Origin of the sequence: Prosthecobacter sp. (assembly GCF_014879935.1) — a bacterium.
Taxonomy (GTDB): Bacteria; Verrucomicrobiota; Verrucomicrobiia; order Verrucomicrobiales; family Verrucomicrobiaceae; genus Prosthecobacter.
In genome coordinates, this window is record NZ_JACSRD010000138.1 from 63,804 (window position 1) to 88,723 (window position 24,920).

Genomic DNA, 24,920 nt, shown 5'->3' on the forward strand with positions numbered 1-24,920 from the left:
CCGCGCTCACTTGATAATCTCGCCCACCAGAAGAATCGCGCCCGGATAAAACGCTGTTCCATCAAAGCGCTCGGGCTTGTCGATCTTGTTGCCGTTCTTCGCGAGGATCTTCGCCTTGTCGGGAACCTCAGGGCTGATCTCGATCTTCACGGTGTGAATCGCATCCGGCAGTTCGCTGCCGAGCGATAGTGTGGCCAGACGATGATAGGTGCAGTAAGCGTCGATGCGCGGCACAAGCTTCGCGGGCTGGTCATCGACGGTGACGCTCACCTGGCCGCAATCAGGCCCGATGATGTCGTAGATCGACGCACGGGTGCCTTTGAACTTGAAGGTGATTGAATCCCCGGCGCTCCCGGCTCTGTGCAGGGCGCTCATCCGATTGCTCCAGCGCTTCGCGAACTCGGCTGGCGCCGGCTGAAACCCGCTGGAGAGCGTGGCATCGGTGATGGGCACCAGCTTGGCCTGCTCGTAGTTTGTGGCAATGAACGGAGCGCCCAACGGGTGAGCTGTGGGTGCTTTCGAGGCTGCCTTGATCGGCTCCATTGAGCGCACGATGGCTTCGAGATACAACTCATGACCCGTTTCCGGATGGGGATGCACGCTGTCGGGCGCGAACACGAACTTGCCCTCGAGCGCCTTCTTCTCCTCGTCTGTTTTCGGCAGTTTCGCCCTCCATACGAGCTTGCCTTCCTTCGCCAGTTTCGCCACTTCCATCCCCATGTGGATCGTCGGGATGCCGTAGTGATCGGCGATCTTCTCCATCGCACTCGCCGAACGCTGGAACTTGCCGTCGAGCATCGCAGGCGCGAGCGCCTCGGTCAGCGTATAGACAAAACAGATGTCGCACTCCGGCAGCGCTTTCCAGGTCTGGCGCACGATGCCTTCCATGCAGCGGAAGATCTGTTCAGGCTGCGCTCCACCATCGTTCACGGCGAATTCGACAAACATGAGATCCGGTTTGTGATCCAGCACGTCCTGCTTCAGCCGGAACACGCCCAGGTCCGAGCCCGTGCCCCCGATCGCCGCGTTGATCTCGTTGAACTTCGCCTGCGGAAACGTCTTCTGAAGATACGCCAACGTCTTCGGCCTCCAGCCGCTCTGCGCCGTGATCGAACCACCGAGATAACCAATCTTTACCTCCGCACCCGGCGTGTTCGCCTTCGCGAGGAAATTCGGCAGCCCGTTCCGCGGACGGCATTCCTTGGCCTCGACGAGCGGAAATTCATCCGCAGCGAAGGACGTGGTCGTGAATGAAACGAAGCAAAGCAGGGCAGGAAGGAACGATTTCATGGCGGGACATTCATAGTGGGCCATGACTGCAGCGGCGCAAAGAATTCGTTGTTCCTGCGTGACGAAACGTCGTCCTGTTCTCGTGGTAGAGGGACGCTTAACGGACGAACCGCTCCTTTCCTCTTTCGTGTGTTTCGTGTATGCCGTGGTCAGCCATGAGTTTCCGCCAGCAGCTTCAACACGGCGTCGCCATTCCCGCGCATCCGCTTGCGCTGAATGCGCAGCGCAAACTCGACGAACGTCGCCAGCGGGCGCTCTCTCGTTACTACATCGCTGCTGGTGTTGGCGGACTCGCTGTCGGTGTGCATACGACACAGTTTGCGATCCGCGATCCGAAGGTCGGTTTGTTTCGTCCCGTGCTCGAACTGGCGAAAGAGGAGATGGATCGCGCTGCAAAACCGCTGGTGCGTATCGGCGGCATCTGCGGAACGACGAAACAGGCCGCAAGCGAGGCCGAGCTGCTGCGCGTGCTCGGCTATCATGCCGGTTTGCTGAGCCTCGGCGCGATGCGTGAGGCCTCCGAGGACGAAATGATCGCGCATTGCCGTGCGGTGGCTGACGTGCTGCCGGTCGTGGGCTTTTATCTTCAGCCAAGCGTCGGCGGGCGTGTGCTGCGCCATTCATTCTGGCGTCGCTTCGCCGAAATCGACAATATCGTCGCCATCAAGATCGCGCCGTTCAACCGCTACCAGACACTCGACGTCGTGCGTGCCGTGATCGAGGCCGGACGCGATGACATCGCGCTCTACACCGGCAACGACGACAGCATCGTGGCTGATTTTCTCACGCCGTTCCGCTTCGATGGCAAGGAGCGCCGCATCGTCGGCGGTCTGCTCGGTCATTGGTCGGTGTGGACGCACCGTGCGGTCGAACTGCTCGAACGCTGTCGCAACGCCGATGCCACGCCCGAGTTGCTTCGCCTCGGCGTCGAGGTCACGGACAGCAACGCGGCCTTCTTCGACGCAGCGAATCGATTCCGCGGCTGCATTGCCGGTTTGCACGAAGTTCTGCGCCGTCAAGGCCTGCTGGAAGGCCTCTGGTGCCTCGACGAGCACGAATCCCTCAGCCCTGGCCAGCTTGAAGAAATCGACCGCGTTTATGCTGCCTATCCGCAGCTCAACGACGACGATTTCGTCGCTGGGCATCGCGATGAATGGCTGCGGTAGGTTCGTTTCCCCACCTCATGACTTTTTCCCGCGACACGTGGCTCCAGCACCTGTGGCGTCGTTTCCGATTCGGTTTCCGGCTGCCGCATCCACGTTATCTGGTCGAGCATCAGATGCTGCCCCCGCGAATTCAGGGGGTCGTGCTGCGTCGCTACGAAGACAAAGATTTTGAAGCCTGCCGGGCCTTGCATGACCTCAATGCAACGGACCGCTTTCCGCAGGACAGCGCCTTTGATCAGATCCGTTACCTGCGTTCATCGCCCCGGACGAACCTGGTTGCGGAGGTGAATGGCGAGGTGATCGGCTGCGGCGGCTACCAACTGCATCATCCAGACTTCGCCACCTTTGTGTATGGCCTCGTGCATCCCCGGTGCCAGGGGGCGGGCATCGGTCGTCTGCTCGTCTTTGCACGTGTGGCCCAGTTGCCGCTGATCAAGACGGAGACCTGTGTGCAGATTGCCACGGTAAAACGTGCCATGTCATACTACGCACAGTTTGCCTTCCAGTCGTCAGGCCTCACCTGGAAAGATTCGAAGGGCGTCGAACATCCCCACGCCACGCTTGGCCTGAATGCCTACATCATCTCCATGGCACGACGCTACCTCGAGACATTGGGCGTTCCCTTCCCCGACTTGAGAGATGAGCCGCCGATGAATCCGCAGCTTGTCCGGGAAGCGAATGCCGCGGACGGCCACAGTGCAGTCTCTTCCGGCAACAGCCTGCCTTACGAGCAGTGATCACTGGCGGAAGAAGCGTCGCACGGAGTTCACGGCGTTATCGACGGACCTCTCAAGCTGGCTTTTCGGCGGTGCGGGAGGCGTTTTGCGACGAGTCGCCGACGAGGCACTGCTGCTTTTGCTCGTGCTCGTGGATTTGGGTTTCGCTGTCGTGCTTGCGGCCACGGTCTTCTTCAGCTCCGGCTTGGTTTCCGTCTTTGAGCTTTTCAAGCTGTCTTCGGTCTTTGTGGCTGCCTCGGATTTGGATGCCGGGACGACGACAATCACTTTCTTGGGATCAGGCATCCTTTCTGAAGCGGCTGCGGGCTCATTGGCGATGGCCACGGCCTTCCGCACTTCTTCTTTGGCCTCCGGTTTCGCCACTGTTTGAGGTGCAGTTTTTTCGATGGTCACCGGTTTTTCGACCGGCTTGGAGCTGGCGGCGATGATGACCGGTTCTGGTTGTGCGGGCAGCAGACCGGGCGCGGCACCGTAGCCGTGAAAATGTGTGGTGCCTTCCGGCTTTGGCAGATGAAAGTCAAACACACTGACACCACTACGACGTTGTCCCTCAAAGCTGCGGCCGTCGCTGGCGCCGAAGACGATGCGCTTGCCGGTCTTCTTCTGCTTGCCGAGGTAAATCATGACGTGTGTCACCGGCAGTTTGCGTTTGGTCTCAGTCGTGTTGGTCCAGAATAGCAGATCACCGGGCTTCAAGGCGGCAAATTCGGCGCTGTCGAAGCTGGTGGCGGTGGGTGTGAGGTGGAGCTGCGTCTTCTTTTCCACCCACTGGCACATTTCGTCTGACTGTCGCGGCACGTCCTTCAGGCCCTGGAACTTGAGCACGTGGTAAACGGTGCCGGAACAGTCCATGCCGCCTTTGGCTGGTTCGTGGGAGCCATACAGATAGCCCAGCTCAAGATGCGTCAGGGCGAGTGCGCTTTGCACGAGGCTTTGCACCTGCCTCGGATAATCCTCGAATCCGCTGATGTCCTCGATGCTCATCGTGGAGACCGCGGCTGGACGGGGCAAGACTGGGTCTGTAGGCGAGCCTGCAGGTGACCGGATGGGATCGTTTGCGGACTTGGCGGTGGCCTTGTCTTTTTCAGAAGCCTTCGAAGGCGTTTTGTCTTTCGCTGCCTGCGAATGTGTCTCGCCTTGAGATTCCACCGTCCATGCTGCGAAAAGGATGAACAACAAAAGTCGCTGGGATGTTTTCATGGGCTCAGGAAGTTGAGTGCGATCCTGGTTTGACGCGCTGACGGTGGATTTGATCAATGATGGGGCCTGCGGTGGCCTCGTTTCACGCCCCGGCCAGTTTCAGGCCCCAGGCGATGACCAGTGGTGTGGTAAAGCAACTCACCACCGTCGTGGCGATCACCACCTGTACCGCCGTGGGCGCGTGTCCGCCGTAGAGCTTGGCGATCATGATGTTGAACACGGCGGAAGGCATGGCCCCCTGCACGATGATCACGCGCTTCAGTTCCGTCGAGACCGGCAGCCAGCAAGCTGCGGCGAGAAACGCGAGCGGAATGATGCCGAGGCGCAGAACAGGGCTGAGCAACGCCACATTCCACCGCATGGCCTCCTGTCCCCAGAGATCCGCGATCGACGCTCCGATGAGCAGCACCGCCAGCGGCACCGCGCAGGCTCCCAGCATGGTGAAGGTGTTGTGCGCAAGCTGCGGCACATGCGCGTGCAGCCCGGTGAAGTTCAGCATCAGCGATGTGAGGATCGTGATGACCGGCACATTCAGCGCCAGGCGCCATGGGGCCTTGTCAAATCCCGTCAGCATGCCGACTCCGGCCGTCCAACAGGCGATTTCCACGCCGAGGGTGAAGGTGAACAGCACCCCGAGCGTGCCTTTGTCCGGAAACAAAGCCGTGACGATGGGAATGGCCACGAAACCGTAGTTTTGCAGCCCGCAGGCCACGCTGAACGTGCGGCGGCCCTCGCCGCGCTTCAATCCGATGAGCGGGGCCACGAAATAGGTGAACGCGATCCCCAGCACGACCAGCGTGAATCCAAGGCCCGCCGCGATCACGACGGGCATGGGCTCCATCACGGAAGGATTGCCAACGACGCGCTCGATGATCAGCGCCGGTGTCAGCAGCATGACGGACAGCTTCATCAGGCTGGTGTCCGCCTCCGGCTTCAACAGTCCTGTGCGCCGTGCCATCGCTCCCGCGGCCATGGTGAGATACACCGGCACGGCCACCGAGAGAATGCTGAGGTAGTCGAGATTCGACATGCGCGTCCCTTAGCTAGGCCGCGAAGGGGGCTCGTGCAAGCTTGAGGGGATTCATGTTTGCGGCATTCAGCCGCGCCTCCACACGACCCAAAGCTCTGGTGGCGTGGCCGAGCGATTGATCGGGCGCAGGTGCTGGGCCTCGTAGTGCCGCGAGTTCAGTGCTGCCGCCCAGTCGGCGACACACCGGCCCTCATCGGCACCGCCGTCATGGCCGGGATACACGACGATGGTGAGGATGCCGCCCGGCTTCAGCAGCTCCAGTGCCTGCCAGACAGCCAGCATCGTCGTGTCCGTGTGCGTGATGAGCGTTTTGTCCGTCCCCGGCAGATAACCGAGGTTGAACATCACCGCGCTGATGCTGCCATGAAGCTCCGCAGGCACATGCTCCTTCATCGTTTCATGCCCGGCGTGGATCAAGGTGGTCACCTCCGCCGGAACACGCTTCCGCGTCTCCTCCAGCGCCTTCTCCTGCACATCAAAGGCATACACATGCCCGCCCGGAGCCACGCACTGCGTCAGAAACAGCGTGTCATGTCCATTGCCCATCGTGGCATCGACCACCACGTCGCCCGGCCGCAGACGATCGCGCAGAATCAACTGCGCCCACAGCACCGATGACGGCAGGCCGCCATTGGGACTGGCGAGGTGGGGAAGTTCTGTCTGGCTGTTCATGGGCGTCAGGCCTGGATGATCGTCATCCACTCCGCAAGTTCATCGAAATGGGCGTCCATGCAGTAAAGCGGCAGGCCATGACTCTTGGCAGTCGCAGCAATCCACAAATCGTTTTCCGGGATGGGGCGGCCTTTGGCGGCGAGCGCTTGTTTCAGCTCGGCATACGCGGTGGCGGTGGCGTCATCTGGCTGCAGCACCACGACCTCGCGTGAAAAACGTTCCCACTGTTCGACAGCCCGCCGGCTGTTGCCCACACGTTGGATGCCAAAGCGCATTTCTCCCAGTGCAGTGAGCGGCAGATAAAGCTCTGTGGCCGCCTTCAGCCGGGAGGCAATCGCAACATCCCCGGTCCGCATGTGACGGACGATCACGCTGCTGTCCAGGGCAAGGCTACCAGGCGCTTTCATCGACGGTGCTGCATTCAGCGAGGGCCGTTTCGAGTGCCTCGCCGTCTTCTCCGACCAGACTCCCGGCGGTGGCGTCGATCATGGCTTCACGGCTGCGACGGCGATCCTTGAGCAAGGTGTGAATGAAATCGGCTGTCTCCTCCAACTGGTCGGCTGGGAGGCGGCGCAAATCATCGAGAAATGGCAGCACGGATGTCATGGTGGCGAGAATACGTCCGAGGCAGCCTCATGTCGATGGCCTTTTGCCCGACCAGCCGCTCAAATGTCGTTCTCCTGCAAATCGAAGGCCTCATCAAGCATCGCCCCATCGAGGAGATGCTCGATGAGATGACGGGCCAGCCAGGGGGCGCGGAGAGAGCCTTTGGAACCGAGGCCGTTGAGGAAAGCGACGCGTGGATGGGTGGGATGTGTGCCCATCAGGGCCTGACGGCCTTTGATGATGGGGCGCACGGCGCTTTGGGCGGTGATGATGTCAGCAGGCGTGTGCAGCAGCGTGCCGAGGGTGGCTTCGAGCTGTGCGACTTGCTCCGGCGATGGCGTGTTCGGATCGGTGAAAGTCCATTCGTAGGTGGAGCCGGCACGGCAGGTGCCGTCGTTGCGTGGCAGCAGCCAGCAACCTCGGTTCACGATGCGCTTGTCGCCGTGCAGATCGGCTTTGACGGTCAAAATCGTGCCGAGGGCGGATTGAAACGGCACCCAGCTGAGCAGCGGATGCTGCGCTGCGTTCCAGCCGTTCGCCCAGATCACGTGCGAAAAGCGTTCGCCCCTCCAATCGATGCCATTGGCATCGTCCAGCACCTCAGAGGGACTTGCATCGGCCTGCCGCCATGAATCCAGCGAGTCAAAGAAGCGGCGGCTGGCCTCCAGGAAGGCGGTGGTGTCCAGCCAGGCGGCGTGCCGTTGCTGAAAGCCGTTTTGCGGGTCACGAAACACGTCTGCGCTCAGTTTCGGCTCTCGCGGGTGGAGGAAGCCCTGCATGTCGGCATCGTGACGGCGCTTTTGCCACTTCGTCACCTCCTGCTCGCTCTTCAGCAGACGGACGTAGCCGCGGGGGAAGAAGAAGCGCTGCCGCAGTTGCTTCCCACGCTGGCGATAGAATCGCAGTGCTTCTCGATAAAACATCGCGTAGCGCCAGCTCACAGTGAGGCGCATGCCGGTGATCGGCGTGATCAAGCCGGCGGCGACTTTGGAGCAGGTGACCGGTTCGTCGCGATCCACGATCAGAAACGGCACGCCGCGCTCCCACAACCGCCACGCCAGCGCCGTGCCGGCGAGTCCCTGGCCGATGATGAGGATGCGGGATGCCATTCTCCTGCCGAGTCGGGATTACTTCGTCACCATCTCCTGCATCAGCGCCTTGAGCTTCTCGCTGGTCTCCGCCGCCTGTTCTTGGGTAAGCGGGGTCGCTTCCACATTTTTCCAGGCCTGGCTGGTCTGATCGACCGTGGAGCGAATCCGCGTGAGCAACGGCAGTTCACGCCTTTCCGCACTGATGCGGCCGCAGTTCTCGCGCAAATCTTGAAGCAGGTCCGGCGTGCCGCTGCACAGGCCGCGCACATCGCTTTCCGGGGCGGCGACGATGATGGCGGAGACGATTTCCATGAGGCGCAGACCGACTCCGATGTCGATCAGCAGGGCCAGATCCTCATCCATCTGCTCGCGCAACAGACGCAGCGCCTCCTGATGACCCTCGACCAGCTCCTGCCGCAGCTCCTTCCACGCGTTCTGCTCAGCCAGGTTTCCCTGCGTCATCAATCGCGGCAAAAGCTTTTCTCCCAGGCCAAGCGTGCGGCAGTAGGCGAGCACTTCCTGGTTGTTGTTGCGGAACTGCTGCGCGTCGGTGGCCTGCAAGACGAGGAAACTGTCCCCCAGCAAGGTCCCCAGCACCAAGGCGGAGCGATGGCGCTCAGCGGAAGGCGTCGGCGGTGGCGGGCGAAACAGAAGACGCCAGCGCGCCTTCGTGTGCATCCCCACGGTGTCGAGAAAATCGGCCGGACTCGGCGTGGCCGGAACGGCAGGTGCAGCCGCAGGCTTTTCCTCGGCGGGTTTGTTCTCAACAGCCTGCGAGGGGCTCACAACGCCACCCAGCACGACAAAAAGGGTCACGCGAAGGAAGCGGGCGAGGTCGGCAGGCATGTGTGAGCAGGAGGATAAACCTCATTATTACTCAACGGTCACGCTTTTTGCCAGATTTCTCGGCTTATCAACATCGCAACCGCGGGCGACGGCGGTGTAGTAGCTGAGGAGCTGGAGCGGAATGACATTCAGGATCGGCGTGAGGTAGCTGGGGCAGTCAGGGACGTAGATGACGTCCTGAGTGAGGCGCTCCAGCTCCGTGCGGCCCTCAGTCGTGACGGCGATGACGGGGCCTTTGCGGGCGAGGACCTCCTCGATGTTGCTCACGTTCTTGTCGAAGACGGCGTCGTCGGGCGCGATGAAGATGGAAGGCATGTCCGGCTTCACCAACGCGATCACGCCATGCTTCAGCTCGGCACTCGGATGGCCGCTGGCGTAGATATAGCTGATCTCCTTCATCTTCAGCGCTCCTTCGAGAGCCACGGGATAGTTCGCCTGGCGCCCCATGAACAGCATGCCCTCGGCGTGGCAGTGCTTCTCCGCGATGGCTTTGATCTTGTCGGCCTGTTTGAGGATGGTGACGATCTTGTCCGGCAGCGCTTCGAGCTGATCGATCATTTCGAGGCCATCCACGCTCGAAAGGTGGTGGATGCGGCCGAGAAGCAGGCTGAGCAGCGTGAGAATCGTCACTTGCGATGTGAAGGTCTTCGTCGCCGCCACGCCGATTTCCGGCCCAGCGTGAATGTAAACACCGCCATCGCTCTCGCGGGCAATCGTGCTGCCGACGGTGTTCACGATACCGAGGCAGCGGATGCCTTTGCGCTGGCCCTCACGCATGGCGGCGAGCGTGTCGATCGTCTCGCCGCTCTGGCTCATCACGAACTGCAGCGTGTTCTTGTTCGCCGGAACGTTGCGATAGCGGAACTCGCTGGCGATCTCGACCTCGGTGGGCACGCGGGCGAGCGTTTCGATCAAGTACTCACCCACCATCGCCGCATGATACGCTGTACCGCAGCCAGCGAGGATGATGCGATCAATTTGAGCCAGCTCACGCGGGGTCATGTTCAATCCGCCGAGCACGGCGGTGCATTCATCGCGGGAAAGACGGCCGCGCATCGCGTTGCGGAGGCTTTGCGGCTGCTCGTAGATTTCCTTGAGCATGTAGTGCGGGAAGTCGCCCTTCTCCGCATCGTCGGCGCTAAATTCCACACGGCTGACTTTCACCTCCGTGGGCGTGCCTTGATGCGATTGCACGTCGTAGCTGTCCTTGGTGATCGTGACGATGTCGTAGTCGTTCAGATAGACGACATCGCGCGTGTGATTCACCACCGCCGCCACGTCGCTGGCCAGGAAATGCTCGTTTTTGCCGAGACCGACGATCAACGGGCTGCCAAGACGTGCGCCGACGATCACGCCGGGCAGGTCCGCGTGCATCACGGCGATGCCGTAGGTGCCTTTGACGCGGCTGAGCGCTGCTTTGACGGCACCGACGAGACGTTGCGTGCCGTCTTTCTCCTTGGATTCGTCAAAGAAGGTGCCGACGAGATGGGAAAGGACTTCCGTGTCCGTCTGCGAGTGGAAAACATGGCCTTTGGCGGCCAATTGATCGCGGATCGACTGGTAATTCTCGATCACGCCGTTGTGCACCAGCACCAGGTTGCCGCCCTGGTCGGGATGCGGATGGGCGTTTTCATCGGTGGCAGGGCCGTGCGTGGCCCAGCGGGTGTGGGAGATGCCCATCGTGCCTTCCGGTTTCGCTTCATCGACGGCCTGGCGCAGATTGTCGATGCGACCGGCCTTTTTCACGATCCTCAGCCCGGCCGGGCCGCCGCAAAGCGCCACGCCAGCGGAGTCATAGCCGCGATATTCGAGACGCCGAAGTCCGTCGAGAAGAATGGGGCTGGCCTGACGATTGCCGATGTATCCAACGATGCCGCACATGGGAGAAATAAGGGGGAGTTTGAGGGAGCCTGCCGTGTGACAGGTCCGTACGATACCGCCCTGCAAATTCCACGCCAGCAGTTCATGGCACGACCCTTTTTCTTTATTGGAACGAAGTCTTCACGGCTCACCCCATGATCCCCGGCACCAGCTCGCCGTGGATGTCGGTGAGGCGGTAGTCGCGGCCTTGGTAGCGGAAGGTGAGACGTTCGTGGTCGAGGCCGAGCAGGTTCAGCACGGTGGCATTCAGATCGTGCGTGTGGACGGGATTTTCGGCGATGTTGAAGCCGAAGTCGTCGGTCTTGCCGTAAACCGTGCCCGGTTTGATGCCGCCGCCGGCCATCCACATGGTGTAGGCGTCTTTGTGGTGGTCGCGGCCGGGGGCGGTCTTGGTGCCGTCGCCATTGATGCCCTGACGCAATGGCGTGCGGCCGAATTCGCCGCCCCAAATCACCAGCGTCTCGTCCAGCAGGCCGCGTTGCTTCAAATCACGCACGAGGGCGGCCATGGGACGGTCCACGTCCTTCGCTTTGGCGGTGATGCGTTGCTTGAGGCCGCCGTGGTGGTCCCAGTCGGAGTCAAAGAGCTGCACCATGCGCACGCCGCGTTCGATCAGCCGGCGGGCGAGGACGCAGTTGTTGGCGAAGGAGGCTTTTCCCGGTTCGGCACCATACATGTCGAGCGTGGCCTTGTTTTCCTTCGTGATGTCCATCAGCTCCGGCACACTGGCCTGCATGCGGTAGGCCATTTCATACTGGCTGATGCGGGTGGCGATCTCAGGATCACCCACGACGCCGAGCTGCTGCTCGTTGAGCGCTTTGACGGCATCGAGCACCTTGCGGCGGTCTTTGCTGCTGTGGCCGGCGGGATTGCCCAGAAACAGCACCGGCTCGCCGCTGCCGCGGAATTGAATGCCCTGATACACGCTGGGCAGGAAGCCGGTGCTCCACAGCGAGGTGCCAGCGCCGCCGGGCGGACCGGACAAAAGCACGACGTAGGCGGGCAGATCGCGGTTTTCCGCGCCGAGACCGTAGGTGACCCACGCTCCCATGCTGGGCCGGCCGCCCTGGCCGAAACCGGTGTGCAGAAACATCTGCGCTGGCGCGTGATTGATCTCGTTGGTGTGGAGGGATTTCACCACGCAGATGTCATCGGCCACGGTGCCGAGATTTGGCAGCAGCTCGCTCAATTCGAGTCCGCTTTGGCCATGACGCTGGAATTTGAACTCGGTGCCTGCGAGGGTCATTTCGCCACCGATGAAGGCGAAACGTTTGCCCTTTGTCAGCTCCTCCGGGCACTTCTGGCCGTCCATCTTCTGCAGCAGCGGCTTGTAATCATACAGATCGAGCTGCGAGGGTGCGCCGATCATGTGCAGGTAGATCACATGCTTCGCCTTTGGCGCAAAATGCGGCCGTGGAGCCGGAGCCGCGGGCAGATCCCGCGCCAGCAGTGAACCCAGGGCCGCCGAACCGAGCCCAAGCCCGGACCGGTGGAGAAAATGGCGGCGTGAGACGCGCAGGAAATCAGGCGTGGCAGTCATGATGTGGCTGAAACGGTGCTTTCGGCCCGCAAGTTTCCTGAATCAGGCCTCCGGCCGTCTGGCGAAGCAGCGTGCCCCAAACACGAGCGCCAATGTCGTCATCGCGCCCGTGGCATCCGCGATGAGATCCCGCATGGTTTCGTGGATGCTGTGCTGGATGTGCGTGTGATAGACGACATCGGACAACAGCTCCGCGAACTCCCAGAACAGCCCGACGGTGCAGGCCAGGGCAAAGGTGAAGAGATAACGCGCAAAGGCCGTCAGCGTGCCAAACCACGACGCAAAACAGTCCAGCGCATGCCAGAGGAAGTAGGAGATCGCGACTCCGCCGCTGTAATGCATGACAAAGTCGAGCGGCTGACGCCAAGGTGTGTTGAAGATGACCCGGTGGAAGATCAAGACGGCGACTGGAGCCCAGCCGGCACGTAGCATGAGCCGGATCAGCGGCGTCATCAGGCGGCCCAGTTGACCTTCACGCTTTGTTCGCGGCCGTTGCGGTCGTGATACTTCACGTGGCCGTTCTGCGCGCCGTATTCGTGCACGCACTTGGTCACTTTGACGTCGTAGCAGCAGTATTCGGCGATCTTTGCCACCTCGCCCTGCTGCCACCACTTCAGCGCATCCAGGCCGTCAGCGGTCTTGCCCATGCCCAGCGTGGCGGCGGCGACGGCATCGAGCTTGATGCGATGGCCGAGCGCTTTTTCCAGGTCGATGAGCATGTCGAGGCTGCGCAGTTGATCGCGGAAGTCGAAGATGCTGTGGCCCATGAGCACCTCGTAGTCGAAGCCCACATGGTTGAAGCCGACGACGAGATCGGCCCGACGGAGCTGCTCGATGAGGGCGGAGGATTCATCCTCCGTGTAGATGGTGTACTCGTTCAGCTTTGTGCTGAAGGTGACGGCCACGGAGATGCCCATCATGTGTTTGTTACCCCAGCCGCCCACGTCATTCGCGGTGCGGCGTGTTTCGAGGTCGAAATAAACGATGTCTCCGGCCATGATCGCGATGCAGGGCGAAGATCAGCCGATGCGGTAAACGATGCGTGCCTTGTCCATGTCGTAGGGCGACATCTCGATCTTCACAGCGTCGCCGATCACGAGACGGATGAACTTCTTGCGCATCTTGCCCGAGATGTGGGCGAGCACTTCGTGTCCGTTGCGCAGCTTCACGCGGAACATGGTGCCGGCGAGCACGGCGGTGATGACGCCGTCGAGCTCGATGGCTTCTTCCTTGGCCTTGCCACCTTGTTCGGGTTCCGGCTCACGCGGCGGTGGCGGAGTGTAACGCTGCTGGGGACGCTGGGAGGGGCCGCCGCGATTTGGCGGACCGCCCCGGCCGGGAGGACCACCACGGTTGGGCGGGCCGCTCCGATTTGGGGGACCACTACGGTTGGGTGGGCCACTGCGTGACGGGCCGCGATTTGGAGGAGGAGGCATGCTGGGAAAAAGTAGGCCGTGAGAATGCTGCCACAGACGGGGAATACAAGGGTAAAATTGCCGGGGGCCGGGCGGAGTTGCACTGGTGGGCAGCTCAGGCAGACAAAAACCTCGCCCTCATGCGTCCTGTCCGTGAAACTGTCCTCCGATGCCTGCCGCGCCCACCTTGCCTGAACTCTACGACGCTCATGCGGCCGGGCTGTTTCACTACTTCAGGAGCTTCACGCGTGAAGAGGCCGATGCAAAGGACCTGCTGCATGACTTCTTCATCAAACTGGCCCGGCAGACGATTCCACCGGGCATTTCCAACCTGCGTGCCTGGCTGCTGCGGCTGGCGCATCATCACGCCATCGACTGGCTGCGTCGGCATCGTGTGCGGCGTCGGGCGGAGGACCAGTCGCAGGCCTTGGTGGAAATGTTTGCTCCGCAGAATGATCCGGATCAGGAGGCGCTGGCACGACGCTTGACGCAGGCGCTGGCCATTCTGCCGCTGGAGCAGCGCAGCGTGGCGCAATTGAAGCTCTGGGATGGACTGACCTTTGAGGAGATCGCGGAAGTGCAGGGCATTCCGCTGAACACGGCTGCGAGCCGTTATCGCTACGCCCTGGAAAAGCTGCGCAGCGAGCTGCGGCCGCTCTACGACGAACTGAAACCGTCATGAACATGAATCACGATGCCTTTGAAAACGATCTGCACGCCCTGTGCCGTCGCGAACTGCCCGCTGCCTGGCGTGCGGAGATCCTGGGTGCGGTCAAAACGATCCGGCCGGCCCCACGCACGCCACGCTGGCTTGTCGCAGGCTGGAGCACGGCCTGGGCGGCGATCGTGCTGATGTACTTCACCATGCCGGTTGATTCGGAAACGTCATCGCCATCCGCGCATCGCGCACCGGTCATGCCACTGGATCAACGTGCTGCGCTGATCGATGCGCTGCTGGCTTCCAACTGATCTCCATCCCTTCATTCTCGCTTCTCATGATCCGCAAACTCTTCTCTCGTCGTGCCGCACGTGTTTTGTGCTGGATTCTCGTCACCTTGGTCACTCTCGTCGTGCTTTTGTTCGTGTGGACGAACTGGAGCGGCAAACGTCGCTGGGCGGCGACGAAGGCGATGATTGAGAAAGAGGGCGAAACGCTGGATTTCCGGTCGCTGCTGCCACCAGCACCCCCTGAATCGCAGAACTTGCTGGCGATCAAGCCGCTACAGGGTCTGGCCCACGTTGTCGATGGCGATGCTTCAAAAGGCGAGCCCGGGGCCAAGCGTGCCGCCTTGGCCGCAATGAAGTGGGAGGGTGTCGCCCCTTCGGGCAGCGGTGTCACCGTTGGCAAGGCCTCGGAGATCCAGGCATGGCAGAAGTTTCTGAGCGAGTCGAAGTTCCTCGAACTGCCCGCCAGTTCGCCAACTCCCGGCCGCGACGTGCTGGCTGCGCTCGACGCCAAGTTTCCAGTGCTGAAACAGCTCGCCGATGAAGCCCCCCGTCGGCCGAAAGCGATGTTCACTCCGGCCCTGAGTGAGCGCGAGCTGCCGGACATGCTCTTCAGCCTGAGCATGGCGCACTACACCGGGGCGCAAAACCTGGCCCGGCTGCTGAATCTGCGTGGGAGAGCGGCCGTGGATGCCAAAAATGGCGCTGAGTCGGTCAACAGCATCATCGCGGCACACCGGATTGCTCAAGCCTGCGAACAGGAGCCGCTGCTGATTGGTCTGCTGATCGGCATCGCCATCGAAGCGCAGGCCTCGGAGGTGCTCTGGCTCGGATTGCGGGATCGTGTGTTCACCGAGGCAGAACTGCGGGCGTTGCAGGAGCTTTACACTGGAGCCGATGCTGCGAAAGCACTGCACCACGCGATGCGAGGCGAACTGGCCGCTGGCATGGACACGCTCGAATACATGCAAGATGTGGCGGCCGGCCGGAAGCGAATTGAGAAGCCGCTTGGCGCTGATGGAACGGATCTGAACTCGGCTGCATACGGCTTGCTGCCGAGCGGCTTGTTTGATCACTGGAAAAGCGTTGTCGGTGAGATCGAAGTCAAACACCTCATCCTGCCGTTGAAACAGGGCATTCCTGCCGCCGTTCGTGCCGCCACGGCGCTGGAGCAGGAGATGATGAACCACCACAACTTGCTGCGGCATCCTGACTGGGTGATGGTGCGTCTGATGGTGCCTGCGATGAGAAAGGTCAGCCTGAACGCCTGGCAGACGGCGGCTCGGAATCACCAGGCACTGACGGCGATCGCGTTGGAGCGGTTTTTTGCCAGCAAGGGCCGTTATCCGGCCACTCTGACCGAACTGGTGCCTGAATTCCTTCCTGCGGTACCTGCCGATCCGTGTGATGGCCAGCCGATGCGCTATCGCACGACTCCGGGCGGTCGTTTTGTCCTCTGGTCCGTGGGATTGGATGGCAAAGACGACGCTGGCAAGGTGACCGTGGATGAGAAGAGCTCGGCCAAGCTCAACAAGCCGGACTACCTGGGCGACTGGACCTGGCAGTATGAACCGGTGAAGTGATCAGAACAAATCCAGCGCCAGATCCAGCGCACGAGCGGAATGCGTGAGCGCACCGACAGAAATCGCGTTCACGCCGGTGGCGGCCACGTCTCTGATCGTTTCGAGCGTGATGCCGCCACTGGCTTCGAGCCACAGCCTGCCGTTCACGAGTTTCACGGCCTCGCGTTGCTGGTCGGGCGTCATGTTGTCGAGCAGGAGCATGTCCACGCCTTCGAGCGTGAGAAAATCGGCCACTTGCTTCAAGGTGGCGGCCTCAAGCTGGACGCGGACGCCGGGGCGCTCCGAGCGCAGCTTGCGGATGGCAGCCTGGAGCGCCGGGAGGTCGCTGTTGGCGGCCAGGTGGTTGTCTTTGACCATCGCGTGATCGTAGAGGCCCATGCGGTGGTTCGTGCCGCCACCGTGTTTGACGGCGGCTTTTTCGATCAAACGCCACCCCGGGGTGGTTTTCCGCGTGTCCCAGACCTGGACGGGGTGTGGTTTGACGGCATCCACGTATGTTCGGGTCTGCGTGGCCACTCCGCTGAGGCGCTGGAGGAAGTTCAGGGCCGTCCTTTCGGCGGTGAGAAGGGATCGTGTGCTGCCGGCTGCTTTCATGAGGATGCTGCCGCGCTCGAACGGGCTGCCGTCCGGGATGCAGGTCTCGACTTCCAGGGTCGGGTCGATCTCGTGGAAGACCGTGGCGGCGATTTCGGCTCCGGACACGATTCCGGGCTCCCGGGCCACGATTTCGGCCCTGGAACGTGAGTTTTCGGGGATGAAGTAGAGCGAAGTGACGTCGCCGGTGCCCACATCTTCGGTGATGGCGGCGCGAATCAGGGCAAAAGTCGAGGGTTCCATGGGTGAGGCCCAGTTCTAGGCCCTAAACGGGCCGGTTTCCAGCACAGGGAAAAACCGGTTGCCAAATCGGCGAAACTGTCCACCTTCACCGCCCCCTCGCCCCCGGCCTGACTGATTCACGGCCCTCAATGCGAGGCTCAGGAGAGCGTGTCATGAGCAAAATCATCGAAAAGATCAACCAGGAACAAGTGAAGAAAGAAGTCGCCGCCTTCAATGTGGGCGACACTGTGAAGGTCCATACGCGAGTTGTCGAAGGCGACAAGGAGCGTATCCAGATCTTCGCCGGCATCGTGATCGCCCGTAAAGGCCACGGCATCAATGAGGCCTTCACCGTCCGCAAGATTTCCTATGGTGAAGGCGTGGAGCGCGTTTTCCCGCTGCACAGCCCGAAGGTGGCGAAGATCGAAGTCACGAAGTCAGGCCGCGTCCGCCGTGCCCGCCTGCACTACCTTCGCAAGCGCCAGGGCAAGGAGGCGATGTCTGTGAAGGATCAAACGCAGCAGCAGACCGCCGAGGCGGCTTGACCGGTTTTTTTCAGACCGTGTGTGTTAATCAAAGAAGAAGGGAGGGCCTTGCGGCCCTCCCTTTTTTGGAGTGAAACTGGAAGGTGGCTCAGCCTTTCTTCTTCTTGCCACCTGACAGGGCGGCGATGAGGACGATGACGACGACGCCAGCTCCGATCAGAAGGAGCGTGTTGGTGCTGAGGCCAAGAGTTCCTTCGCTTTCATCAACGGCCGGAGCCGGGGCGACAGGTGCGGGGGCCATCGGCGCACCCGCTGGATAACCGGGCTGCGCCTGAGCCGGATAACCCGGTTGTGCCTGCGCTGGATAACCGGGCTGTGCCTGGGCCGGATAGCCGGGCTGCGCCTGGGTCGGATAACCAGGTTGTGCCTGGGCCGGATAACCTGCCTGAACGCCTGGCTGCACGGCCTGTGCGGCACCTGGTGCCACCGTGCCAGGCATGGCACCTGCGGCGGCGGCGCCTGCGGCAGGCGCTCCAGTGGCTGGCGGCGGGGTGCCACCTGCGGCGGCGGCGAGGGCCGCAGCCACTTTGTCATCCATACCCGGCGTGCCTCCGGTGCCGCCGATGGCGCTGGAGCCGCCTGCGGCCGGGGCTGCGGGGGCCTGACCTTGCGCGGACTGCATGGCGAGCTGCTGCTGGGCGTAGGCATAGCGCTGGCGGTAACCGCCGAAGACGGTCGAGTAGAACTGCCGCGCGTTGGGCTCCGTGATGGCTCCGGCGGCGGTTTCCCCTTCGAGAATGGCCTCACCCATGGTCTTCAGTTCGGCGGCATCCTTTCCAGCCTTGGCATCGGCGCGCATGATGCGTGCGATGGCGTCATTGGCCTTGGTGATGCTGGCGAGGTCGAGCCCCTGGAGGCGGTTCTTCTCGGTCACAATGGCGGTGGAGAGGGCCTTGAGGCTGGGCAGATCGTATTTGTACGGAGTGAACCACTTCCCGGATTTGCGCTCGAGGTCGTAGGTGGTCTTCCACTGTTCCTTTTCACGGGTGATGGCGTCCTTCACCCGGGTGAGATCTGGCTCGATCAGCTTTTTGGTGTTCTCGTCGCGCAGCTTTTGCAGGGTCGGCTGATCTTTGATCATCTGCTCGATCTGCGCCTCGTATTTGGTCAGAACAGCGAGGATCTCCTCGACGGCTTTCGGATAATGAATCGAGGCGACGTAGCCGGTCTGGGGATTGGCCAGCTTGTCGAACTCCTTCAAAGCGCCGCTGTAGTCCTTGGCCTCGGCCTTCTCCAGCATCGCAGCGCGTGCGGCGTAGGCCTTGATGTTGTAGCTCTCTGCTTTCGCTTCGTCGGGCGTGAGCCACTTGCCTTCCATCTTGATGCCGCCGGCAACGACTTTCTCCTTCTCCTCCTGCACCTGGGCGATGAGCTTTTCGACCTCGGCGGCCTCCTTGGTGCCGGGATAGCGGTTCACGAAGGGCCGCAGGCGATCCTGGATCAACTGCTCATACTTCACCGCCGTCATCAGATCGACCGTGGGAAAAAGCTTCTTCAGCTCGATCAGCTCCACCTCCTCAGGCTTCTGTTTGATGATCTCCGCGATCTCGGTGCGGGGGATGTCCTTGTCGTCCCAGATTTTCGGCGTCAGCTTGTAGCGCATGTGGATCGACTGCGGATTCTCCGCAGTGATGCTGCCTTCCAGGCGCTTGCCGTCCTTCAAAACCACGATGTCGGCGTGCAGAAATCCGGCGCTGCAGGCCAGCGCGATCAAGACAGGTCGAAAACGGCTTAATTTCATGAGATGCGGTGTGAGGGTGAAGGGGGGGCTTGGTTGCTGTGCGCGTTGATTCTGCGCGGGTTTTAAAAAATAGCTCAAAACCGCTCGGCGAGTAAAGAACGAACCTGATTTTCCTGCGCTTTGGGCCGCCGGGGGCTCACTTGCTCCGGCGCCGCAGGAAAATGCGTTTGAACCGGGCGGCACCGTCCTGGCTCACGCTCATGACGTCCGGGTCGTTGGCAAAGACGTTGTGAACCAGCCGGCGGTAGTAGCTGTTCATGGGCGGCAGATCGGCGCTCTGGCCGGTGGCCCGCACCCGTTCTCCGAGCTCCCTGGCACGGGCGACCATCTTGTCCTCCCGCATGGAACGATAGAACTCCACATCCACGCGGATGCGTGGTGCGTCCTTGATGTGGCGCTGGAGGACGCGGTTCACCAGGTACTGGATGTCATCCAGCGTCTCGCCCCGGCGGCCGATCAGCGCGTCCGAATCGTCGGTGAGCACCTGGAGCGTGGGGCCATCCGGGCCATTGTCCTCCTCGATCTGGACCACAAAGCCCAGGTAGCCCAGCATGGTGTCGAGAATGTGGCGGGCGTGTTCGATGGGCGTCATGACAAAATTCGCGGTTCGCTGTTCTCTGCTCCCGGTTTACCGCCGCTGGTTCGCGACCACAATCGCGAACTGTGACCGCAGAACCAGGCTCGGGTGCTGTCCGGCTAGCCTCCCAGCTTGGGCGGCTTGGGACCTTTCTTTTTCTCTTTCTGTCCCTGGGAACTGAAGAACGGGTTCTGCGGCGCAGGTCCTTTCGGCTGCTGCCGTGGCGCCACCTTTTCCAGCTTCGGCTCCGGCATGTACAGCTTCATCACCCAGGTCTGGGCGATGCTGAAGATGTTCTGCGTGGACCAGTAGAGCGCCAGCGCGGCTGCGAAGTTGTAGCAGATGAACAGGAAGAAGAACGGCATCAGCATCATGATGCGCTGCTGCGTCTTGTCCACGGTGGCGGGCTGCGGCGTGAGCTTCATCTGGGCGATCATCGTGACCCCCATCAGCAGCGGCAGCGGGTTGATGTCGAAGCCGCCCAGTTGCGCCACTGTGTCGGCGGCGGAGAGGTCATTCACCCACAGGAAACCCTGTCCGCGCAGCTCGGCGGCGTATTCCAGCACCCGGTAGAGGCCGAAGAAGATCGGGATCTGCAGGAACAGCGGCAGGCAGCCGCCCAGCGGGTTCACCCCATAGTCGCGATAGAGCTTCATCACCTCCATCTGCTGCTTCTGCGGGTCGTCCTTGTACTTTTCCTGCAACTCCTTCATCATGGGGCCCAGCAGACCCATGCGCTTCATCGTGTAGGTGGATTTGGCGTGGATCGGCCAGATGCACAGGCGCACAAAGATCGTCAGCAGGACGATCGCCACGCCCCAGTTGCCCGTCACGTCATGCATCCAGCGCATCACCCAGGACAGGAAGATGCTGATCGGTTTGAACCACCCGTAGAACATCGCAAAACTGCGCTGCTTGCCGATCTTGTTCAGCCGGTCGTACTCCTTCGGGCCGAGGTAAATCTGGTAGGTCTCCGTGTGGGTGCCCCCGGGTGCCAGATCGATCGTCGGGAGACCCAGCGAGGCCTCGAAGGCGTGGTCTTCGATCTCCGCCTTTCCTGCGTGCTCCGCATTGATCGGCTTCGCCAGCTTGCGACGGGAGGACCAAACCTTCCCCGGCGCGTCCTTCGCCGCCACACGAGTCACGATGTGGGTGTAAAAGCGTCCCATCACGCCCGCGTAGCGCAGAGCCTCGAAGGATTGACGAAACTCCGTCTTCTGCTCGCTGAACCACGGCTTCGCGTAGTAGTCCGCCTGGTGGAAGTCCGCGTCGCCCGCGTCATTCCAGAAAAAGCCCTCGTAGCGTGCGTCGTCATGCTTCAGCGCGGTCGATGCACCCGCATAGAGATAATATTCCTCCGAGCGATGCTGTGCGGTGCCGGTGTTCTTCAGCGTGATGGCGAGATCGATCAGATGCTCGTCGCTTTCCTCGCCCTCGGTCAGGGTGTACTCCTTCGTCACCTCGATGCCTTCGGCATTGGTGCCCACAAAGGTGGCGCTCTTGTCACTCTTCGCCGTCAGCTTGTAGGAGATCGCATCCAGTCCAGCGGGTTCGCGACGCAGGGCGCCGATGGGCTCCAGCGCGTTCTGGTTCAAGGTCACCTGATCCGTGCCGGCCAGCAGCGCACGGGCGATGCCGCCGCCTTTGGAGGTGAGTTCAAACGTCACGCTCCCGGCTTTCAGCGAGTGCTTTTCCTCCGGAGCCTCCGGCACTGGCGGCTGGGCTGGCGTCGCTGGCGCTGCTGTCTGGGTTGGTGCGGGTTTCGCGGCCGCCTCGGCTGCCTTTTTGGCTTCCTGCTCCTGCTGCTGGCGGGCTGCCTCTGCCTGCGCCGCCTTCTGGTTTTCCTGCATGTAGTGCCAGTTCACCCCCATGAGGATGACACAGAGCGTGACGATGATCCAACCTTTGCGGTCCATGAAACTTGAAGTGGGAGAGGGTTTGAGAATGAAGGGGCGACAGACTGGCAGGCGGGCCGGGTTCTGCCATTGCAAACTGAGCGAAAAATCAATTCATCAGCCAGCGGATGTCTTCCGGGCTGGCACCGGGTCGTGTCCATGTCCGCCCCACGGATGGCAGCGGCCGATGCGGCAGAGGCCCAGCCAGCTCCCACGCAGCACACCGTGAGTCTCCACGGCCTCAAGAAAATACGCCGAGCACGTCGGCGTGTAACGGCAGCCAGAGCCCGGACCTCCGAGGGCGTGGATCACGGGCGAAATGAACACCTGATAGCCGCGAATGAGCAGACGGATGAGCCATTTCATGGAGCGGGGTCGGCGGAGGGCGGCTTTTGCAGCAGATTCATGCGGCGAGCCAGCCGCAGCCAGTCCTTTTCCAGCTCCTCCAGCGTGGCCTGGGGCGCACGCCAGCGGGCGATGACGACCAACTGCCAACCGGGAGCGATCTCGGCGCGATGGGACCGGATCACCTCCCGCAACAAGCGGCGGATGCGGTTGCGCACCACAGCCTTCCCCAGTTTCGCACCCGTGATCAGGCCGAACTGGAACTCCTCCAGCTCCTCCGTCTTCAAAGCACCCAGCACCAGGAATTTCCCGGCCTGGCTGCTGCCCTGCGATTTCACCCGCGCGAAATCACGCGCCAGCTTCATCCGCAGGTTTGAGGGGAGGCGCATGGCAACGGGGCGCCGGGGCAGGATCAGGCGTGCTGCTGCGTGTGACGCTTGAAGTGGATTTCCACGCCCTTCGGCAAGAGACGCTTGCGTCCGGCGGCACGGCGGCGGCGCAGGATGTCGCGGCCGTTCTTGGTCTTCATGCGGGCGCGGAAACCAAACTGCTGCTTGCGCGTGCGCTTGGAGGGCTGGTAGGTCCTGAATGTTTTGGGCATGGGCGTGTGGGGTGGTGAAAACTTTTTGAAATAACAGGCTCAGGCCGGGCAAACCACGACCTCCCTCCGAAAAGGGGGCGGGAGACTAGCGGGAGCCGCTCGTTTGTCAATCAGGCGATCATTTCGCGCGAACTTCGGCCGTTTCAGCGTTAATCCGGCCCATGATCCGCCCCATTCTCGCCCTTTTCACCCTCCAGGCGGCTGTTCTCGCCGCCGAACTGCCCAAAAATCTCCCTCCAGCCATTCCCCTCTGGGAAAAAGGTGCCCCCGGTTCAGAGGCCCGGGCCGCTGAGGCCGAGCAAATCGAAGGCACCAACGTCTGCAACGTCCACAATCCCACCATCACCCCATACGTCCCCGCCGCCGACCAATCGACCGGCACCGCCGTCATCATCTGCCCTGGCGGCGGTCATTCGAAACTCTGCCTCGGTCACGAAGGCTACGCGCTCGCCGAATGGTTCCAGGAGCGCGGCATCGCCGCCTTCGTGCTGAAGTATCGTCTCGCCCGCGAAAAAGGCAGCACCTACACCATCCAGGACCACGCCATGGCCGACGCCCGCCGCGCGATTCGCCTCATCCGCAGTCGTGCAGACGAATGGCACCTCAAAACCGACCGCCTCGGCATCCTCGGCTTCTCCGCTGGCGGAGAACTGGCCGCCTTTGCCGCCATGAAGAACGATCCCGGCCAAAAAGACGCCACTGATCCCATCGAGCGTCAGTCCAGCCGTCCCGATTTCCAAGCCCTCATCTACCCCGGCACCTCCGCCCTCTTCTCCGCCGAAAAAGGCATGCCACCGCTCTTCATCGCCGCCGGTTACAGCGACCGTCCCGACATCTCCGAAGGCATGGCCACCCTCTATCTCAAATACAAAGCCGCCGGCGTGAAGGCCGAAATGCATATGTATGCCAACGCCGGCCACGGCTTCGGCTACAAACCCGACGCCAAACCCAGCGCCGCCGCCCGCTGGCCCGAACGCTTCACCGAATGGCTCACAGATAGCGGTTTGTTGGAAGCGAGGTAAGCGCTCACTCCTTCGCCTTCTTCTTCCGCTTCCCTTTCTTCTGCTCCTTGCGGCTTTCCTCACCATTCCAGCGCTGGTCTTCCCAGCGTGGGGGTTGCATGGCGGCGTTCCATTGGTCGAAGAGCTGTTGCAGGGCCCGGGCTTTCTCCGGCTCCTTTGCGGTGAGGTCGGTTTGCTCGCCGGGATCGGTGGCCAGGTTCACCAGCATCGGCTGCATGTCCTTGGAGGCTTTCACGAGCTTCCAATCGCCCTGCCGCACAGCTTGTTGCACGCCGAAGCGGAAATAGAGTTCACGTGGAGCCAGCTTGTCGGCCTTTCCTTCGAGCAGCGGCAGCAGGTTCACGCCATCGAGCGGGATGTCGGTGCGGGCGGCGGCTGCGGCGAGCGCGGTGGGCAGCACGTCGAGCTGGATGACCGGTTCGTGGCTCACACGACCAGCCGGGATGCGGCCTTTCCAGGCGGCGATCCATGAAACGCGAATGCCGCCTTCCCAGACGAACCACTTGTGGCCGCGCAGGCCGCCCATCTCGGCGCCTTTATAGGCTCCGCCGTTGTCGCTGATCAGAAAGATGAGCGTGTTCTCCTCCTGCTGCGATTCCCGCAGCTTGGTCATCACAGTGCCGACGGCTTCGTCGGCCTCGGCAGCCAGCGCGGCATATTGCGCGTCGTGTTTGGGCAGATGCTGGAACTTTTCGAGCCACTTCGCCGAGGCGACGTGGGGAGAGTGAACCGCATTGAAGGAAAGGTAGAGAAACCAGGGCTTGCCGCGGCTGGCGTCGATGAATTTCACCGATTCCTGCGCATAAAACGGCGAGGTGGCGGGTGCCTCCGGCTGCTCCTCGACCAAATCCTTGCCACGGAAGAAGGACGGGCCTTTTCCCTCGCCCAAATTGCCCACCGTGCCGATGGCGAAGTCGAATCCGCGAGCCAGTGGCATGAACTCGGCGCTGGTGTCGCCGAGGTGCCATTTCCCCACGATGCCGGTGCTGTAGCCGGCGGATTTGAGGTGCTGCGCCATCGTGGTCTCGCTCAGCAGCAGCTCGCGGCCTTCCCGCGTGGGATTCGCATCGTGACCGGTGCGCGCCTGATAGCGGCCGGTCATGAGGCCGACGCGTCCCGGTGAGCAGACGCAGCCGGAGGAGTAGCCGTGGGTGAAACGCACGCCGCCTGCGGCCAGTGCATCGATGTTGGGCGTCGGCGCCATTTTGCCGCCGTAGCAGCCCGGCTGTGCCCAGCCCATGTCATCCAGGTAGAAAATGAGGACATTCGGCTTCGATTCCGCAGCGAGAGCAGAAGACGCGAGCGCGAGGCTGAAAAACAAGGGGATCAGTTTCATGGCGAAGAGCAGTGCGCCCTCCGAACGAAGCCGTGTGGCG

The 24,920-nt window shown here is 61.9% G+C and carries 27 protein-coding genes and 1 pseudogene; 7 read left to right on the forward strand and 21 right to left on the reverse strand.

The genetic code is table 11. The features are described 5' to 3' along the window. Nucleotides 1-6 precede the first annotated feature (6 nt). Nucleotides 7-1,290 (reverse strand): GDSL-type esterase/lipase family protein, encoded by a 1,284-nt coding sequence (locus IAE77_RS12070; RefSeq protein ID WP_294226713.1) that lies wholly within the window; start codon nucleotides 1,288-1,290, stop codon nucleotides 7-9. Nucleotides 1,291-1,445: 155 nt separating this feature from the next. On the opposite strand from IAE77_RS12070, the gene IAE77_RS12075 reads away from it, so the two are divergent. Continuing rightward, nucleotides 1,446-2,456, forward strand: a complete 1,011-nt coding sequence (locus IAE77_RS12075) for a dihydrodipicolinate synthase family protein (protein WP_294226716.1) — start codon at nucleotides 1,446-1,448, stop codon at nucleotides 2,454-2,456. A 17-nt stretch (nucleotides 2,457-2,473) separates the two neighbouring features. Next, nucleotides 2,474-3,193, forward strand: a complete 720-nt coding sequence (locus tag IAE77_RS12080; protein ID WP_294226718.1) for a GNAT family N-acetyltransferase — start codon at nucleotides 2,474-2,476, stop codon at nucleotides 3,191-3,193. Here the strand turns inward: IAE77_RS12080 and IAE77_RS12085 are convergent, their stop codons facing one another. The 12 genes from IAE77_RS12085 to infA all read right to left on the reverse strand — a co-directional run bounded on the left by IAE77_RS12085 (nucleotide 3,194) and on the right by infA (nucleotide 13,279). Continuing rightward, nucleotides 3,194-4,204, reverse strand: coding sequence for an NlpC/P60 family protein (locus tag IAE77_RS12085; RefSeq protein ID WP_294226721.1), 1,011 nt, complete (start codon nucleotides 4,202-4,204; stop codon nucleotides 3,194-3,196). It abuts the gene before it with no gap. 271 nt (nucleotides 4,205-4,475) lie between these two features. After that, the gene (locus IAE77_RS12090) at nucleotides 4,476-5,423 is read right to left on the reverse strand and encodes an AEC family transporter (protein ID WP_294226724.1); all 948 of its coding nucleotides are present in this window, start codon (nucleotides 5,421-5,423) and stop codon (nucleotides 4,476-4,478) included. 66 nt (nucleotides 5,424-5,489) lie between these two features. After that, entirely contained in the window at nucleotides 5,490-6,095 is a 606-nt protein-coding gene (locus IAE77_RS12095) for a class I SAM-dependent methyltransferase (protein WP_294226726.1), read from the reverse strand. Nucleotides 6,096-6,100: 5 nt separating this feature from the next. Further along, nucleotides 6,101-6,502 (reverse strand): PIN domain-containing protein, encoded by a 402-nt coding sequence (locus IAE77_RS12100; RefSeq protein ID WP_294226729.1) that lies wholly within the window; start codon nucleotides 6,500-6,502, stop codon nucleotides 6,101-6,103. Next, complete coding sequence (locus IAE77_RS12105) at nucleotides 6,486-6,701, reverse strand: hypothetical protein (protein ID WP_294226730.1); 216 nt, start codon at nucleotides 6,699-6,701, stop codon at nucleotides 6,486-6,488. The genes IAE77_RS12100 and IAE77_RS12105 overlap by 17 nt, the downstream gene beginning before the upstream one ends. Nucleotides 6,702-6,760: 59 nt before the next feature. After that, on the reverse strand, nucleotides 6,761-7,810 hold the full coding sequence (locus IAE77_RS12110; protein ID WP_294226733.1) for an FAD-dependent oxidoreductase: 1,050 nt from the start codon (nucleotides 7,808-7,810) through the stop codon (nucleotides 6,761-6,763). An 18-nt stretch (nucleotides 7,811-7,828) separates the two neighbouring features. Beyond that, nucleotides 7,829-8,638, reverse strand: coding sequence for a hypothetical protein (locus IAE77_RS12115; RefSeq protein ID WP_294226736.1), 810 nt, complete (start codon nucleotides 8,636-8,638; stop codon nucleotides 7,829-7,831). Nucleotides 8,639-8,665: 27 nt separating this feature from the next. Then, nucleotides 8,666-10,519, reverse strand: a complete 1,854-nt coding sequence (glmS, locus tag IAE77_RS12120; RefSeq protein ID WP_294226739.1) for a glutamine--fructose-6-phosphate transaminase (isomerizing) — start codon at nucleotides 10,517-10,519, stop codon at nucleotides 8,666-8,668. Nucleotides 10,520-10,646: 127 nt separating this feature from the next. After that, complete coding sequence (locus IAE77_RS12125; protein ID WP_294226742.1) at nucleotides 10,647-12,059, reverse strand: DUF1501 domain-containing protein; 1,413 nt, start codon at nucleotides 12,057-12,059, stop codon at nucleotides 10,647-10,649. Nucleotides 12,060-12,101: 42 nt separating this feature from the next. After that, complete coding sequence (locus IAE77_RS12130) at nucleotides 12,102-12,512, reverse strand: hypothetical protein (protein ID WP_294226745.1); 411 nt, start codon at nucleotides 12,510-12,512, stop codon at nucleotides 12,102-12,104. Then, the gene (locus IAE77_RS12135) at nucleotides 12,512-13,057 is read right to left on the reverse strand and encodes a ribonuclease H-like domain-containing protein (protein ID WP_294226747.1); all 546 of its coding nucleotides are present in this window, start codon (nucleotides 13,055-13,057) and stop codon (nucleotides 12,512-12,514) included. The genes IAE77_RS12130 and IAE77_RS12135 overlap by 1 nt, the downstream gene beginning before the upstream one ends. 21 nt (nucleotides 13,058-13,078) lie before the next feature. Further along, nucleotides 13,079-13,279 (reverse strand): translation initiation factor IF-1, encoded by a 201-nt coding sequence (gene infA, locus IAE77_RS12140; RefSeq protein ID WP_294226979.1) that lies wholly within the window; start codon nucleotides 13,277-13,279, stop codon nucleotides 13,079-13,081. 364 nt (nucleotides 13,280-13,643) lie between these two features. Here infA and IAE77_RS12145 point away from each other — a divergent pair, with 364 nt between their 5' ends. Genes IAE77_RS12145 through IAE77_RS12155 form a run of 3 tightly spaced genes read left to right on the forward strand, consistent with a single transcriptional unit; the run spans nucleotide 13,644 to nucleotide 16,002 of the window. Then, entirely contained in the window at nucleotides 13,644-14,156 is a 513-nt protein-coding gene (locus IAE77_RS12145) for a sigma-70 family RNA polymerase sigma factor (RefSeq protein ID WP_294226749.1), read from the forward strand. After that, a complete protein-coding gene (locus IAE77_RS12150) occupies nucleotides 14,153-14,443 on the forward strand; it encodes a hypothetical protein (protein ID WP_294226751.1) in 291 nt (96 codons plus the stop codon). Before IAE77_RS12145 ends, IAE77_RS12150 begins: the two co-directional genes overlap by 4 nt. A 26-nt stretch (nucleotides 14,444-14,469) precedes the next feature. Then, complete coding sequence (locus IAE77_RS12155; RefSeq protein ID WP_294226753.1) at nucleotides 14,470-16,002, forward strand: hypothetical protein; 1,533 nt, start codon at nucleotides 14,470-14,472, stop codon at nucleotides 16,000-16,002. Here IAE77_RS12155 and nadC read toward each other — a convergent pair whose 3' ends face one another. Next, the gene (nadC, locus tag IAE77_RS12160) at nucleotides 16,003-16,839 is read right to left on the reverse strand and encodes a carboxylating nicotinate-nucleotide diphosphorylase (protein ID WP_294226755.1); all 837 of its coding nucleotides are present in this window, start codon (nucleotides 16,837-16,839) and stop codon (nucleotides 16,003-16,005) included. Between the two features lie 152 nt (nucleotides 16,840-16,991). Here nadC and rplS point away from each other — a divergent pair, with 152 nt between their 5' ends. Then, nucleotides 16,992-17,363 (forward strand): 50S ribosomal protein L19, encoded by a 372-nt coding sequence (gene rplS / locus IAE77_RS12165; RefSeq protein ID WP_294226758.1) that lies wholly within the window; start codon nucleotides 16,992-16,994, stop codon nucleotides 17,361-17,363. Between the two features lie 88 nt (nucleotides 17,364-17,451). Here the strand turns inward: rplS and IAE77_RS12170 are convergent, their stop codons facing one another. The 6 genes and pseudogenes from IAE77_RS12170 to rpmH all read right to left on the reverse strand — a co-directional run. Further along, a complete protein-coding gene (locus tag IAE77_RS12170; protein WP_294226761.1) occupies nucleotides 17,452-19,104 on the reverse strand; it encodes a PTPDL family protein in 1,653 nt (550 codons plus the stop codon). Between the two features lie 136 nt (nucleotides 19,105-19,240). Further along, nucleotides 19,241-19,696, reverse strand: coding sequence for a R3H domain-containing nucleic acid-binding protein (locus IAE77_RS12175; RefSeq protein WP_294226763.1), 456 nt, complete (start codon nucleotides 19,694-19,696; stop codon nucleotides 19,241-19,243). A gap of 104 nt (nucleotides 19,697-19,800) precedes the next feature. After that, nucleotides 19,801-21,597, reverse strand: coding sequence for a membrane protein insertase YidC (gene yidC, locus IAE77_RS12180; RefSeq protein WP_294226765.1), 1,797 nt, complete (start codon nucleotides 21,595-21,597; stop codon nucleotides 19,801-19,803). A gap of 96 nt (nucleotides 21,598-21,693) precedes the next feature. Next, on the reverse strand, nucleotides 21,694-21,942 hold the full coding sequence (gene yidD / locus IAE77_RS12185) for a membrane protein insertion efficiency factor YidD (RefSeq protein WP_294226768.1): 249 nt from the start codon (nucleotides 21,940-21,942) through the stop codon (nucleotides 21,694-21,696). Then, nucleotides 21,939-22,310, reverse strand: a complete 372-nt coding sequence (gene rnpA / locus IAE77_RS12190) for a ribonuclease P protein component (RefSeq protein WP_294226771.1) — start codon at nucleotides 22,308-22,310, stop codon at nucleotides 21,939-21,941. The genes yidD and rnpA overlap by 4 nt, the downstream gene beginning before the upstream one ends. A gap of 77 nt (nucleotides 22,311-22,387) precedes the next feature. Then, nucleotides 22,388-22,522 (reverse strand): annotated as a pseudogene (gene rpmH / locus IAE77_RS12195) (50S ribosomal protein L34); the annotation flags it as partial. A gap of 161 nt (nucleotides 22,523-22,683) precedes the next feature. On the opposite strand from rpmH, the gene IAE77_RS12200 reads away from it, so the two are divergent. After that, nucleotides 22,684-23,544, forward strand: a complete 861-nt coding sequence (locus IAE77_RS12200) for an alpha/beta hydrolase (RefSeq protein ID WP_294226775.1) — start codon at nucleotides 22,684-22,686, stop codon at nucleotides 23,542-23,544. Between the two features lie 4 nt (nucleotides 23,545-23,548). On the opposite strand, the gene IAE77_RS12205 is transcribed toward IAE77_RS12200, so the two are convergent. Next, nucleotides 23,549-24,880 carry a sulfatase-like hydrolase/transferase gene (locus IAE77_RS12205; RefSeq protein ID WP_294226778.1) on the reverse strand — a complete coding sequence of 444 codons (1,332 nt, stop codon included), beginning with the start codon at nucleotides 24,878-24,880 and terminating at the stop codon, nucleotides 23,549-23,551. Nucleotides 24,881-24,920: the final 40 nt, after the last annotated feature.

Excerpts from the sequence above, each read along its gene's own strand:
- IAE77_RS12070 (WP_294226713.1), bottom strand. The coding sequence starts at position 1,290 with ATGAAATCGTTCCTTCCTGCCCTGCTTTGCTTCGTTTCATTCACGACC.
- IAE77_RS12075 (WP_294226716.1), top strand. The coding sequence starts at position 1,446 with ATGAGTTTCCGCCAGCAGCTTCAACACGGCGTCGCCATTCCCGCGCAT.
- IAE77_RS12080 (WP_294226718.1), top strand. The coding sequence starts at position 2,474 with ATGACTTTTTCCCGCGACACGTGGCTCCAGCACCTGTGGCGTCGTTTC.
- IAE77_RS12090 (WP_294226724.1), bottom strand. The coding sequence starts at position 5,423 with ATGTCGAATCTCGACTACCTCAGCATTCTCTCGGTGGCCGTGCCGGTG.
- IAE77_RS12095 (WP_294226726.1), bottom strand. The coding sequence starts at position 6,095 with ATGAACAGCCAGACAGAACTTCCCCACCTCGCCAGTCCCAATGGCGGC.
- IAE77_RS12100 (WP_294226729.1), bottom strand. The coding sequence starts at position 6,502 with ATGAAAGCGCCTGGTAGCCTTGCCCTGGACAGCAGCGTGATCGTCCGT.
- IAE77_RS12105 (WP_294226730.1), bottom strand. The coding sequence starts at position 6,701 with ATGACATCCGTGCTGCCATTTCTCGATGATTTGCGCCGCCTCCCAGCC.
- IAE77_RS12110 (WP_294226733.1), bottom strand. The coding sequence starts at position 7,810 with ATGGCATCCCGCATCCTCATCATCGGCCAGGGACTCGCCGGCACGGCG.
- IAE77_RS12115 (WP_294226736.1), bottom strand. The coding sequence starts at position 8,638 with ATGCCTGCCGACCTCGCCCGCTTCCTTCGCGTGACCCTTTTTGTCGTG.
- glmS (WP_294226739.1), bottom strand. The coding sequence starts at position 10,519 with ATGTGCGGCATCGTTGGATACATCGGCAATCGTCAGGCCAGCCCCATT.
- IAE77_RS12125 (WP_294226742.1), bottom strand. The coding sequence starts at position 12,059 with ATGACTGCCACGCCTGATTTCCTGCGCGTCTCACGCCGCCATTTTCTC.
- IAE77_RS12130 (WP_294226745.1), bottom strand. The coding sequence starts at position 12,512 with ATGACGCCGCTGATCCGGCTCATGCTACGTGCCGGCTGGGCTCCAGTC.
- IAE77_RS12135 (WP_294226747.1), bottom strand. The coding sequence starts at position 13,057 with ATGGCCGGAGACATCGTTTATTTCGACCTCGAAACACGCCGCACCGCG.
- IAE77_RS12145 (WP_294226749.1), top strand. The coding sequence starts at position 13,644 with ATGCCTGCCGCGCCCACCTTGCCTGAACTCTACGACGCTCATGCGGCC.
- IAE77_RS12150 (WP_294226751.1), top strand. The coding sequence starts at position 14,153 with ATGAACATGAATCACGATGCCTTTGAAAACGATCTGCACGCCCTGTGC.
- IAE77_RS12155 (WP_294226753.1), top strand. The coding sequence starts at position 14,470 with ATGATCCGCAAACTCTTCTCTCGTCGTGCCGCACGTGTTTTGTGCTGG.
- nadC (WP_294226755.1), bottom strand. The coding sequence starts at position 16,839 with ATGGAACCCTCGACTTTTGCCCTGATTCGCGCCGCCATCACCGAAGAT.
- rplS (WP_294226758.1), top strand. The coding sequence starts at position 16,992 with ATGAGCAAAATCATCGAAAAGATCAACCAGGAACAAGTGAAGAAAGAA.
- IAE77_RS12170 (WP_294226761.1), bottom strand. The coding sequence starts at position 19,104 with ATGAAATTAAGCCGTTTTCGACCTGTCTTGATCGCGCTGGCCTGCAGC.
- IAE77_RS12175 (WP_294226763.1), bottom strand. The coding sequence starts at position 19,696 with ATGACGCCCATCGAACACGCCCGCCACATTCTCGACACCATGCTGGGC.
- yidC (WP_294226765.1), bottom strand. The coding sequence starts at position 21,597 with ATGGACCGCAAAGGTTGGATCATCGTCACGCTCTGTGTCATCCTCATG.
- yidD (WP_294226768.1), bottom strand. The coding sequence starts at position 21,942 with ATGAAATGGCTCATCCGTCTGCTCATTCGCGGCTATCAGGTGTTCATT.
- rnpA (WP_294226771.1), bottom strand. The coding sequence starts at position 22,310 with ATGCGCCTCCCCTCAAACCTGCGGATGAAGCTGGCGCGTGATTTCGCG.
- IAE77_RS12200 (WP_294226775.1), top strand. The coding sequence starts at position 22,684 with ATGATCCGCCCCATTCTCGCCCTTTTCACCCTCCAGGCGGCTGTTCTC.
- IAE77_RS12205 (WP_294226778.1), bottom strand. The coding sequence starts at position 24,880 with ATGAAACTGATCCCCTTGTTTTTCAGCCTCGCGCTCGCGTCTTCTGCT.